A 12,688-nucleotide genomic window follows, 5' to 3' on the forward strand; every position below is an offset into this window, starting at 1 on the left:
TTTATCTATGTCTGCAGTCGGATGGCGTCGCGCCATTATCGCTGGAACCACCGCTTCCAGCCTCCTTTTCACTCTGCCCGTAGCCCAGGCAGTTCAGGCAGTTCCCAGCGAAAGCACAGTGGAAAGCCCAAGCGATAGTAATGAAACCCCCGAGGCAAGCCGCCCCCGCGTGCTCGCTGACGGTCCAGTTGTCCGCGTGTTTTGGGACGCTATCCCAGGGGCCAAAGGCTATACCGCGACTATCGTTCTACCTTCGAAATCTGGCGAAGTTGTTTCCCCCAAGCACGGTGTATTCACTCAGACTGTGTTTACGGAAGTTCCTGCCGGCACGTACAGGGTGAAGGTTGAGCCCTTGACCAATAACCCGGGCGCCGATACCCCGATTTTCTCCGAGGAGTTTACGGTTTCGCACGACATCACGGTGCCCCAGAAGCCCAATGAGCCGCAGATTGAACTCCTCAAGGGCTCCAAAGCGCGTGTCTGGTGGTCACGGAATTCCAATGGCGGCGCTCGAGTGGAACACAGCATGGTCACACTGATCCCGAACGATGGCTCTCAAGTGATCACCGCCAAAGCTGACGGCGAGCTTAACGAAATTGAAATCGGTGGCCTGAAACTTAATACCACATATACAGCCTCAGTGGCGGTCCATAACGAAATTGGCGACTCTGAGCCGGCCAAATCCAGCGATAGCATCACTGTCACAGCTGACCCAGGTGATATATCCCTTAACCTCAACCCCCCACTGATTGATCCCACCAAAGAGAACACCTTTGTTTTAAGCGGCAGTGGTCTAACCGGCGGCGCTGTGGAAAAAGGCTTCTATGTGGTGGTGTGGAATACCAAGCAGTGGGAGCCAGGATATCGCCCCTGGCTGACCGAGGATGACACTCAACTCAGTTATAAGATGTCAGCCAGTGATATCACGAATGGGACGTTCACCAAACAGATCACAATTCCTGCCGATACTTTCGATATCTCCAAGGGCGACCGTTATATTGTCGGCATTACTGCGGAGAATTTCCGTAATGATCGGCGACTTGACCGAGCCATTGAGATCATTTTCACCCCCCTACCCGTCACCAACGTCACCGCGGAAGCCTCGGATGCTTCAGTTTCTGTCTCATGGGCTCCTGCTAGGGATCACCGCGTTAGAGAATACGTAGTCAAACTCTTTAACGCCGAGACCAATGAATTGGTCAAGAGCATCTCGCGGGGTAAAAATATTACGTCGACCTCTTTTGAAGGCCTCAAGGCCGGTCGCTATTACGCCAAGGTAGTCAGCAATATTCAGAGCGATTCTTCTGGCCAAGCGATTTACTCGCCTGAAGCTCGATCGACAGAAGTAGAGATTGCCAGCTCTAAGGTTAAAACAGTTCCTAGTGCGGTGCAGAGCGTCATCCTCGGTGACGGGAGAGCAGCTGGATCTTTAAAGATCAGCTGGATCGATGGGCCCCGTGAAGCTGGACAGGCCAAGATTACTGGATACCGTATCATCTTCACCGATGGAACTAAGACAGTCACCAAGACTGCTGAGCCATTAGATTCCTTGCTCGAATTCAATGGTTTCACCCAGGGCACCTGGACCGCAACAATCATTGCCGAAAGTGCTGCTGGTGATTCCGCCGCCAGTGCTGTCTCTAATTCTCACCAGATCACTGAGAAGGCCATCGAATTCACTCCTGAATTCCTGCTTTCTAATAATCGCATCAATGCCACCCGTGACACTACGATCAGGCTTAACGGCAGTGGCTATTTTGAGACGGACTCGGTCGATGTTGAGGTGCTTGACCTCGAGGGCACTACCTCGCTGCTAAAAGTCACAGCTCCAGTGTCTGGTGGCGAGTTGAACTATGAGTTGCGCATATCGGCTGGCACCCTAGAACCAGGAAAGAAATACCGCGTACGCACCCAAAAGGGCGATAAGTACCGTGCAACGCAGCTATTGAGCACCGAAGGAACCGAGGTAGCCAATCCACAGATTAGTTTCGATCAGCGGCCGCTTGATCCGACCATGGACAATGTAGTGCGCGTAAATGGCTCTGGATTCTATGGCGACGGCACCGCTAAAGGCGTCTACGTCACAATCCAGCCCCAAAACGCATGGCGTCCAGGCACTCCCGCTCACCGCAAGGGCGAAATTACAGCGCAACATATTTCTGTCGATCAATTGCGCGATGGACGTTTCACCGTTGATCTCATCATTCCAAAGGGTGTTCTAACCTCAAGCGATGCTCCGTATATGGTCAACACCTTCGCAGCCCATGCGCTTTCCCAGACTGACCGTAGCCTGGATTCCAGCACCCCACTTCCCGTCGATTTCGGCTCTGCTGCAACCCCGGATCCAGAAGTTTCGCCTACCCCCACACCGAAGCCCGATCCTCAACCGGCTCCGGAACCTACCCCAGACGACAACTCCGAAGGGTCGAGCCCAGGGATTATTGCGGCTAGTGTCATCGGATCGTTGACTGCATTGGCAGCAATCATTGGTGCTGTGATCAATTTCTTCCCTCAGATCATTCAGACTGTCAAAGGTTTCCTACGGCTGCCCTAACATATCCGACCTGTTCCTATAAAGCGCGTCGCCAAGCGCGACGCGCTTTATCTTTCGTCCCTTAAGGAAGTATCCTCCATGCGATTTTCTCGAGCACTGGCATCAGTTGTTGTCTCTTTCTCCCTGCTCAGCACCGGAATTGCTCACACCCAAGAAGTGTCCGCCTCGAAGCCCATCATCAATCAGGGCGATGCCATTAAACTCCAGGAGGGACCCTCCACATTCACCTGCACGGTTGGCTTCGTTGATAGAGAGAATCGGCGCATCTGGACTGCAGGTCACTGCGCCAGAGATAACTCTTTCGTTTTCACGTCAACTGGAACCGAAATTGGCGTGATAAAACATCCCTACGACGTGGATCCAACGATCGATCCGCGGGTGTCCGAACTCGAACGAAGAAAATTAACTGCCGACTACTTCTTCCACGATATTGCCTATATTGATCTCTCCGATAAGGTGACTCCAGGAAGCAATAAATTCTCTGGTGATCGCTATTACCAACCGAGCGTGGGCGACGACATTTGTCGATTTGGAGCCACGACTTTCGACCATGTTTTCTGCAGCAAAGTGCTACATATTGACGATCACTTAGCCTACGCTGCCGATCTTGGTACCAAAGGCGGCGACTCGGGTGGTCCAGCGTGGGTACCAGGGAAAGGCTATGTAGGCCAAGCAGTAGGTGCTTTTAACTTAGTGAGTGCCAGTGGCGCTCCCGCAGTGATGTCGATTATTCACCGCGCCGACTTTAATCAACAGATTCCGCAGCGCACCAAGGCTGAGGGTTTCGATCATTACTTCCCCTCGGCGGATAACCTGCTGCTCCAAAAAGCGACGTTGAAGGAGGTAATGGGAAACCACTTCGGGAGCGATCTTCCTAGTGCGGCGGAATACAACCGCATCCTGCGCGACAACGAGCTCAAGCTCAATAGGGCGAAAAGAGATCTCGATCTAGCTCAAGAGCGCTTCAATAATGCTGTGAATGATCGCAATCAAGCGCAGCAGAAACTCAATGAGGCTAAGGCGGACCTGGAGAAGCTGCGCCAGGAGTTCGACGGCAAAAACACCCAAGATCTTTCCCAGTTGCAAAAAAAATACGACAAGCTCCAAAAAGATTCCACAATTGGAATAGTGGTCGCTATTATCTCCGCTGTCATTGGATTATTTGCAGCGGTGGCTAGCTGGTTTGCTCCGCACGCCGGCATCCGGATCTAAACTCTTCACCCCAGTCTTAGTACTGGGGTTTTCTTATAGCAGTCTAAATCCTCTTTCCTCAGCGATCTTAAAATACTGGTTGCGCTGCGGTTTGTAGGTGCTAGAAATGTGCGTAATATGCTCAAAGAAAGTCGTCGTCACTCTCGGGCCCGACCGCTGCGCATAGTACTGCTCGACCAGCTCGTTGAAAGCACTGAGATGTTCTCCATAGTCTTCCGCTAGCGTATAAGCATCGTGGAACACCCTTAGTTGCGGACCTAGCTTGGGTTTTTTAACCTCGCGGTGATCATATGGGCCCCACGCCAATCCCACAACGGGCATGGTTCGAGGGGGAAGCTGACATATCTCGATAATTTTGCGGGGATCGTTGAGAATACTACCGAGGAAGACGCTGCCCATATCAAGCGATTCAATAGCGATCGCTGCGGTTTGCGCCATCAGTAAAGCATCGGTCATAGCTTGGAGGAAAATACCGACATCGAGGCGCTCCTGGGGGATTTTTACATCGAAACTTTCGGCAATCTCACGATTGCGGCAATCATCTGCAATAAAAATCCACAGCTCCGGTGACTGAGCAATAAAAGCTTGACCGGACATAGCAGCAATTTCACTCTTCTACTCTTGTGAGGAGATACGGATCATACAGGCGCGCATACCATAGTTGCTCGACGCGGTATTACTCATTGCGGAGAGGATAATATCAATGTCTTTGTCCTCAACTGGCTCGTTACGAAAGGCGCGCACACTAGATCGATTGTGTAGTAGCTCAGTGAACATTGGTCTCCTTAATTGTGATCTTTCGTCTTTTACAATATGCCATTCCACTATCTTGTTAGCTTTGAAGAGTTTGATTGTCTGCAGAGCTGGTGGAATGTGATGAGGTCGCTTTTAGCCATTCGCGAACCATGAGGGGCGCCTGGAGGGCACTAATCCTTGGGTAGCCAGATGGACTGCGCAAGGGTAAAAGTCTGTGTCCGGTCTGGATCTCACCATATATTTTGCGGATTTCTCTGAGATCGGGTCAGTGATCGTATTGTTCTGCAATTCCCATAACTTTTTTCATGAGCTGGCACCTCCAGGAAAGACACCGGCTGCCTCCACGACTATTAGGCTGCGAAGTGAAGATACCGAGGTATTAAAGTGCACCCCGTTATGGCCGCGGGCACTCCCCGGCAATAGCTCTTCATTCGGGCATACTCGAAGCAGGAGGTCTTGTTTTCACCCTGAGGTTTTAACTCAAAGGCTCTCATACTAGGGGTTTCACACTAGAGACCGTTTCTCCGACTCCGGAAATTGCCTGCACACCTGTTCGCACTGGCAGCATACGGTTGGCACCCGCGCGTATCGCTTTCCGGGATCAGCGAGCTGCCGCAATGCGCGGGGCGTTCGACATAGAAATATGAGGTTGTGCGAAAATTCTGATGTGATTGTGCTTCCCTCTTCGTTGTGCCCCCTTAAAGAAGACTTGGTGGAGGTAAGGGAAAATTCGTGCCATTGCACACACGGCTTGGAGGCACGTATAAGTACCCTTGAGTAAGGGGGCAGAGCTTGTGTAAGTACTTTTTCCAGAATCGGCGGCACTCTTGATGGAACTACGCTTCATTCGAGGCGTATTAGATCTGCTTGCGTAGGCTTGGGCACTCGTGGGGCTACCTATAAATCGGTGGGTTAGGAGATAATTTTCCACCCCCACTCAAAAAAGTAATATATATCACAATTTTACAGTGTTGGTTGTTTTAGCCTCGTTATTCCACTAAGCCCGTCTACTTTTCCAAGCCACATAGCCGAAAGGGGGAAATTTACAGCTCAACACATATTTAAGCAGTACGGATCAACTCAATAAAGGTTGGGAAATCTTAGCTAACTCTTAAAGTGAGCCCTCTCACAGAGACCGCATCTTATATGGATTAGCAGCTCCACTCGGGCACAAAGCAAAGCCAGGGGCTCTACCCCCGGCTTAGCTGATTTAAGCTGTGCTAGCCTGAGGATGTTCAGCTATCACACCCGCCAAGGTCGATTGGACATCACTAGAGGACAAGTAGCATCAGCAGAAGTTCAGACCCTTTTCGCAGACCTGTCCGCGACTTATCTTTCATTTCCCGCTATACCGCCAAGTAATAGCGCGGGCTTTAAGTCGCTACCAGCATTGCTAAAAGATCCTGACTACTCCTGACACTACCGCTTTTATAGTGGATAATCAAATTTTTGTTTGTTTTAACCATTGGAAGAGACCAACGTTTTCTTAGCTAGGTCTCAGCTTAAGGTCTATATCTGCCTTGAGCTGGCAGTCCACCCGTGTTTTCCGATCGACAAAACCCAGCCGATAGCCCCGAACGACGATCATCGTTGCATAAATGTCATCCACTCTTATCGGAGGTTGTTTTGTTCTCTACTACACGCCGCAAGGCTCTTATTATCGCCACTGCTTCTCTCGCAGCAAGCCTTGGCTTAACTGCTTGCTCCGAAGGCGGAGCAGGCGGCGAGGATGCAGTTCAGGTGCAGGGTCTTAACGAAACCACAGGGGAGCTCAAAGGCGAGGGCGCCTCTTCACAGGACAATGCCATGCGTGTGTGGGCTCCACTCTTTGAGGCCACCGGTTCCGCTCTCTCCTACAACCCGACGGGGTCCGGCGCAGGTCAAAAACAGTTCTTGGCTAGCGTGGTGGCTTTCGCCGGCTCTGATTCGCCACTCCAAGACAATAAAAAAGGCATCAACCAAATTGAAGAAGCTCGCACCCGTTGCGGTGGCAACGACGCCTGGCACCTGCCTATGGCCATCGGGCCGGTAGCCATTGCCTACAACCTTCCAGGAGTCGATATAACACTTTCGCCTACCTTAGTTGCAGAAATCTTCGATGGAGCCATAACCAAGTGGAACGACCCTAAAATTGCTGCACTTAACCCAGACGTCGCCCTTCCTGACACCGGTATTACGGTCGTCTTCCGCGCCGACGAGTCTGGTACCTCCGACAACTTCATGAAATTCTTAAGCGCCACCGCGGATGCTGCATGGCCTCACGAGCCTTCTAAGCAATTCCCGCAAGGAGTTGGCCAAGGTGCCAATAAGTCCTCGGGTGTAACTGATGAGGTTTCGGCTGTCGAAGGTGCCATCACCTATGTGGAATCAGGCTACGCAAAATCCAAAAACTTGGGAGTGGCGAAGATGGACTTCGGCTCCGGAGCAGTAGAACTCAACAAGGACACTGTCGGTAAGGCACTCGACTCCGTGGAGTTCAAGGGTGACGGCCACGATATGGTTGTCGATGCGAAGACCCTCTTCGCTATGAACGAACCTGGCGCCTATCCGCTGGTGCTCACCACCTACGAGATCGTCTGCTCCACATACCCCGACGATCAATCACACGATCGCGACCTTGTAAAGAACTTCCTCACTGTCGTGCTTGACCAAGGTCAGGGCCAAGCGCTGGAAGACGCGGGCTATATCCCGGTTCAGGGAGAATTCAAGACCAAGCTCGCAGCTGCCGTAGAGGCTATCCAATAGCTGTTCCCCCAGACTGAATTCCCGGTGCGGACTATCGTGTCCGCACCGGGCAGATCAGTTCATATCAAGGAAAGCACCTATGCCCCTTTCGACTTCTACTCAAGAAAAATCCATCTCGATGAAAACTTCGGCTGCGCAGATCGCTCCCCCACAGCAGGATCCTGCCGAGCCAGCCCCAAGATCTTCAGTCATCCGACCTGGCGACCGCGTATTTCAGATCCTCTCCAACGGTTCCTCGATATTGGTCTCGTTGACTATTTTTGCCATCGGAATTTTTCTCATGCTGCGGGCTGTTCCATCCTTAGCCCGTAATGAGGAAAATTTCTTCTTATTCAATCAGCGTTGGGATCTCAGCGATGTCAGCGCTATGCACTTTGGGATCCCCAATCTCTTCCTCGTCACCGTCATGGTGTCCCTCGTGGCACTCTTGCTCGCCATGCCTGTGGCGCTGGGAATTGCAATATTCCTCACGTCCTACGCCCCTAAGCGTCTAGTGCGCCCCTTAGGGTTCCTGGTAGATCTTTTGGCAGCAGTACCGTCCATTGTGTACGGTCTGTGGGGTTTTATGGCTCTCGGGCCAGCTCTAGGATCCTTCTACGAAAGTCTTAGTACCCGCCTCAGCTTCATACCATTATTTGCCGTCTATCCCAACTCGCCCTCCTTTGATACCGGACGCAATATTTTCACCGGCGGCATCGTCCTGGCGATTATGATTTTGCCTGTGATCGCAGCGACAACCCGAGAGGTTTTCGTACAAACGCCGCGAGGGAATATTGAGGCAGCCTTGGCTTTAGGCGCAACCCGCTGGGAAACTGTGCGGCTAGCAGTGTTACCCTTCGGCAAATCGGGCTTTATATCAGGCTCCATGCTCGGCCTTGGGCGAGCGCTGGGTGAAACTATGGCGCTCTATATGGTGATGTCTCCGTCAGCAGATTTCAATGGCTCACTTTTCGATGGTGGAGCTACCTTCGCCACCTTAATTGCCAATGCTGCACCTGAGTTCAACGATAATCTCAAAGCGGGCGCCTATATGTCAGCAGGGCTCGTGCTGTTCGTCCTCACCTTCGTGGTCAACACCGCCGCCCGTATGGCTGCCAAGAAGAAGTACTAAGGAGTGCTGAGAATACTATGACTACCTCAACTTCCACCCCATCGGTGGTTTTTACAGAAATCAAAGGCAGCCGTAAATTCGCAGATAAGGTTGCCACGACGGTGATATACACCAGTATGGTTCTCGCACTTATACCGCTGATGTGGGTTTTATTCGAACTCATCGTGCGCGGTACCCCAAGTCTGCTGAGCACCCAATGGTGGACTCGCTCCCAAATGGGCGTAACCCTTGGCTCAGCTTCTGGCGGCGTAGCCCACGCCATCATAGGCACGATAGTCCAGGCTCTCGTGACCGCAATTATGACGGTACCGCTTGGAATTTTTGTGGCTATATACCTCGTGGAATACGCTGGGAATTCGCGACTGGGCAAGATGACAACTTTTATGGTGGACATTCTTTCTGGTGTGCCATCAATTATTGCTTCCCTGTTTATCTACTCCATGTGGGTCGTGATGTTTGGCATGAACCGTTCGGGATTTGCCGTATCGCTGGCTTTAGTTCTCCTCATGCTGCCCATCGTGATTCGCAATACCGAGGAAATGCTGCGAGTAGTACCTAATGAGTTGCGTGAAGCGTCTTATGCTCTCGGAGTTCCTAAATGGAAAACTATTGTAAAGATCGTTCTCCCAACTGCATTGTCTGGAATTGTTACGGGCGTCATGCTTGCTATAGCTCGCGTCATGGGCGAATCAGCTCCCATGCTCATCCTGGTTGCGGCGTCCCGCATCATTAAATACAACCCCTTTGGTTCTTCTCAATCCTCTCTCCCGCTCTATATTTTGGGCGAATATGGAGCTGGTAACACGGGAGCGTCGGTACAAAATATGTGGGGCGCCGCTCTCACCCTGGTTCTCATCATTGCCACGATCAATATCGTTGCACGCATTATAGCTAGCCGCTTTTCTGTCAAGGCTTAGCCACACACTATATTTCTCAAGGAAGGTTGTCTCTCTATGGCTAAGCGCCTAGATCTCAAAGATGTTGACATTTTTTACGGTGACTTTCACGCTGTCCAAAATGTTAATCTCCATGTTCCCCCGCAGTCAGTTACCGCTTTTATCGGCCCTTCCGGCTGTGGTAAGTCAACAGTACTGCGCTCGTTGAACCGGATGCATGAAGTCATCCCTGGCGCCTACGTAACGGGCGAAGTGCTTCTTGACGGCGAGAATATATACGCCCCTCAGGTCGATCCCGTCTCAGTCCGAAATACTATTGGTATGGTTTTCCAGCGACCGAATCCATTTCCCACTATGTCAATCGAAGACAATGTGGTCGCAGGACTGCGGCTATCAGGGGTTAAGAACAAGGCACGCTTGAAGGAAGTAGCCGAAAAATCACTCAGAGGTGCCAACCTATGGGACGAAGTCAAAGATCGCCTGGATAAGCCTGGCTCTGGACTTTCGGGTGGGCAACAACAGCGCCTGTGTATCGCGCGCGCCATAGCTGTCGAACCCGAGGTGCTGCTCATGGATGAGCCATGCTCCGCCCTCGACCCTATATCGACCCTGGCAGTTGAGGATCTCATTCATGAGCTTAAAGAGCAGTTTACAATCGTGATCGTCACCCACAATATGCAGCAGGCAGCACGCGTCTCGGACCAAACCGCTTTCTTCTCTCTCGAAGCAACGGGAAAGCCTGGACGTTTAGTAGAAGTTGGCGAAACTAAGCAACTCTTTGAAAAACCAACGCAAAAAGAAACCGAAGATTATATCACCGGACGCTTCGGTTAAAACGAATAAATAATTGCTCTCATTCTTATGACGGAATGAGAGCATTTAACTTTCTACAAATATCCTCTAACTAGTCATCAAATGTACTAGCAATATTACGGAAGCGTGCCTGCAATACCCTTTCTTTCTCATCAAGATCACGCATATCCAAATACTCCTCAAGCTTGTATCCGGTCGCCATATAAACCATTCGTGCACCCACCGATACACAGTGATCTCCGAAGCGCTCGTAGTACCGACTCAGTAGAGTCATACTTACTATCTGCCTGTGTCCGAGCTCTCGATCACCGCTGGAGATAATTCGATTTATACTCTCGTAGATATCATCAATAGCTTGATCGTCACGCCCCATCTGCACGGCTCGATCTGCATCACGTGAAACGAGAACTTCGTGCGTGGACTGGGTCATTTCATCGCACAACCGCCCTATCTCCTCGAAATAGGGCGCCATAGTCTCATCGATGGCCGCTTGAGGCTGAGCTCTTAGCGCGATCCCTGCAATATGGCTACTCAGTGCACCCATGCGAGCCAAGTCTTGGCAGATATAAATGCCCGAGACCACCTGGCGTAGATCTCGGGCCACCGGCGCTTCCCTCGCAAGTAGTTCGAAGGAAGTATTCTCACAAGAGATTCTCAGTTGCTCAAGATCCACTGCGGATCTCTTCACATCTTGAGCCTTCTCTAGATCGTTGTGAACAAGAGCTTGTGTAGCTGCGCGAATCATATGATTAATCTGATCGCACATGAGAATCATATCATGGGATAAATTGCGAATTTTCTCTCTGTAAACAGTACGCATAAGCCCTAAGTCTACGTGATGCTTTCCCTAAATGCACGGGTAATTTAGCCCAAAAATTTAGAGATTATGGCGAGAGATAAAATCTATAATATCGGCCGTGACTTCGTCGCGATTAATTTCATTAAGGATCTCGTGGCGTGCCTCAGGGTACAGTTTCAACTCGACATCATTGAGGCCTACGTGCTGATAACGTGCGGCAACAGCTTGCGGACCTAGAGCCTGAGGGCCGGCGACCGGATCGTGATCTCCGCTAATGACGAGGATAGGCAGCGTTTTTTTGATAGCCTGTACCCGCTCGACCTCAGATGCGACCGCTAGGTGTTCGATCCCCTTGGGGGGAGGCGCTGACCAACCGTTCGCCGGGTCCGCCACATAGGCATCAACCTCGGCGGGATCTCGTGACAGCCACTCAAAACCGGTGCGGTGCTCGAAGGGTGCGTTAAAGGCCGCAAGATCCGCCTCTCCACCGGAAGTAAGGGCGGAGACGATCCCGGCAGCATCAGTTGTACCGCTTAATATCACTGCGTCCGCTAACTCAGAATGGTCGAGGAGGAATTGCTGGGTAGCAAAAGAACCCATGGAATGCCCGAAGATAATCAGCGGAAGTCCGGGGTGAGACTGCTTGATAAACGTAGTCAATCGAAAGACATCGTCGACCCATCCAGACCAGCCGTCCGGTCCAAAGTCACCGTATTCTCCGGCGGCGCTTTTACCTGAACCGCGAGCATCAGCCGCATAGACCGCATAACCCTCAGAAGTGAGGGCTCGAGCGAATCGCTCGTAGCGCCCTGCATGCTCGGCAAGACCATGCTGTATCTGCACAATCGCCTTTGGGGCCACTTCGGGAAGCCATATATACCCAAATAATGACAGACCGTCACGCGTGGGGAGTGTGAATGTTGTATTTTCCATATCGCTATTCTATCAGGTGTCTGGTTACCACCCCCCGAAGGGGTATAGCCCTGGATGGATTGTCGCCTATAATTAGTTCATGCACATCTCAGAATTTGGCCAACATCTCACCCGACTATCCCTGGGTGGATTTATGGCTTTCGCCGGCGTCGCGCACCTCACGATTGCTCGCGAAGAATTTCAAGCTCTGGTTCCACCGTGGGTACCTTTTCCAGCAGATCCCGTAGTTGTTGGGTCGGGGATTATTGAGATCGGTTTTGGCGCTCTGCTCATTGCTTTACCACGGTACCGGCGCCCCATAACCGCCGCGCTCATAGTCTTTTTCATCGCGGTCTTTACTGGCAATCTTTCTCAATACACCGGCAGTATCGATGCTTTCGGACTCGACACCGATGCCAAACGGCTTGCTCGCCTGTTCTTCCAGCCCATATTTGTTCTCGCGGCTCTCTACGCCGGTAACTGGTTTGGCAGGAGAGATCGCGTTTAAGTTGTGCACAAGTCCCCCTATCCGTCAATGATATAAGTCTTGGCCTTCTGCCGGTTATCAAAGGGGCCAAGCGGGAGCTCAGATTCGCCGAAGCTACGGACCACTATGCGGCGAGGTTACCTAAAAGGGGCTATGCCTCAACCTGGTTAAATATAATAAGCTCGGCTTAGACCCCGAAGCAGTAGAATCCTGACCCGTCTAGTGCGGTGACAATTATCAGTCTAAACAAGGCCTCAGAGCGGTCGTGTACGCATCTCTCAGCATCCGACAGTGAGGTGACCACTGGTCTAGTGCACCGCAGATCGACCTTTTTTACGTGGGTCAGAGCTGGCCGAAGCAGTAACATTCCCCTCAGTCCGCACGGCAATGAGAAGCGCAATGC

General features: G+C 51.6%; 11 protein-coding genes. 7 read left to right on the top strand and 4 right to left on the bottom strand.

All coding sequences use genetic code 11. From position 1 onward, the window contains the following. Positions 1–7 precede the first annotated feature (7 nt). On the top strand, positions 8–2,554 hold the full coding sequence (locus tag NXT01_RS04775; RefSeq protein ID WP_259078155.1) for a fibronectin type III domain-containing protein: 2,547 nt from the start codon (positions 8–10) through the stop codon (positions 2,552–2,554). A 78-nt stretch (positions 2,555–2,632) separates the two neighbouring features. Then, entirely contained in the window at positions 2,633–3,766 is a 1,134-nt protein-coding gene (locus NXT01_RS04780) for a hypothetical protein (protein ID WP_259078156.1), read from the top strand. Positions 3,767–3,799: 33 nt separating this feature from the next. On the opposite strand, the gene NXT01_RS04785 is transcribed toward NXT01_RS04780, so the two are convergent. Both NXT01_RS04785 and NXT01_RS04790 read right to left on the bottom strand, forming a co-directional pair. After that, positions 3,800–4,363, bottom strand: a complete 564-nt coding sequence (locus tag NXT01_RS04785; RefSeq protein ID WP_259078159.1) for a hypothetical protein — start codon at positions 4,361–4,363, stop codon at positions 3,800–3,802. Between the two features lie 18 nt (positions 4,364–4,381). Beyond that, on the bottom strand, positions 4,382–4,543 hold the full coding sequence (locus tag NXT01_RS04790; protein ID WP_259078160.1) for a hypothetical protein: 162 nt from the start codon (positions 4,541–4,543) through the stop codon (positions 4,382–4,384). A gap of 1,605 nt (positions 4,544–6,148) precedes the next feature. On the opposite strand from NXT01_RS04790, the gene pstS reads away from it, so the two are divergent. From pstS to pstB, 4 genes are all read left to right on the top strand, one after another. Further along, a complete protein-coding gene (gene pstS / locus NXT01_RS04795; RefSeq protein ID WP_259078164.1) occupies positions 6,149–7,267 on the top strand; it encodes a phosphate ABC transporter substrate-binding protein PstS in 1,119 nt (372 codons plus the stop codon). Between the two features lie 118 nt (positions 7,268–7,385). Continuing rightward, positions 7,386–8,378, top strand: a complete 993-nt coding sequence (pstC, locus tag NXT01_RS04800; RefSeq protein ID WP_259078446.1) for a phosphate ABC transporter permease subunit PstC — start codon at positions 7,386–7,388, stop codon at positions 8,376–8,378. A gap of 17 nt (positions 8,379–8,395) precedes the next feature. Continuing rightward, positions 8,396–9,295 carry a phosphate ABC transporter permease PstA gene (pstA, locus tag NXT01_RS04805; protein WP_259078165.1) on the top strand — a complete coding sequence of 300 codons (900 nt, stop codon included), beginning with the start codon at positions 8,396–8,398 and terminating at the stop codon, positions 9,293–9,295. Positions 9,296–9,331: 36 nt separating this feature from the next. Beyond that, entirely contained in the window at positions 9,332–10,108 is a 777-nt protein-coding gene (gene pstB / locus NXT01_RS04810; RefSeq protein ID WP_259078166.1) for a phosphate ABC transporter ATP-binding protein PstB, read from the top strand. A 70-nt stretch (positions 10,109–10,178) separates the two neighbouring features. On the opposite strand, the gene phoU is transcribed toward pstB, so the two are convergent. Together phoU and NXT01_RS04820 are read right to left on the bottom strand one after the other, a co-directional pair. Then, positions 10,179–10,907 (bottom strand): phosphate signaling complex protein PhoU, encoded by a 729-nt coding sequence (gene phoU, locus NXT01_RS04815; RefSeq protein WP_259078168.1) that lies wholly within the window; start codon positions 10,905–10,907, stop codon positions 10,179–10,181. A gap of 57 nt (positions 10,908–10,964) precedes the next feature. Continuing rightward, complete coding sequence (locus NXT01_RS04820) at positions 10,965–11,819, bottom strand: alpha/beta hydrolase (RefSeq protein WP_259078170.1); 855 nt, start codon at positions 11,817–11,819, stop codon at positions 10,965–10,967. A 79-nt stretch (positions 11,820–11,898) separates the two neighbouring features. Between NXT01_RS04820 and NXT01_RS04825 the strand changes: the two genes are divergently transcribed. Next, positions 11,899–12,306 carry a hypothetical protein gene (locus tag NXT01_RS04825; protein WP_259078172.1) on the top strand — a complete coding sequence of 136 codons (408 nt, stop codon included), beginning with the start codon at positions 11,899–11,901 and terminating at the stop codon, positions 12,304–12,306. Positions 12,307–12,688 lie beyond the last annotated feature (382 nt).

Origin of the sequence: Corynebacterium sp. ES2775-CONJ, assembly GCF_024814515.1 — a bacterium.
In the GTDB taxonomy this organism is placed as follows: domain Bacteria; phylum Actinomycetota; class Actinomycetes; order Mycobacteriales; family Mycobacteriaceae; genus Corynebacterium.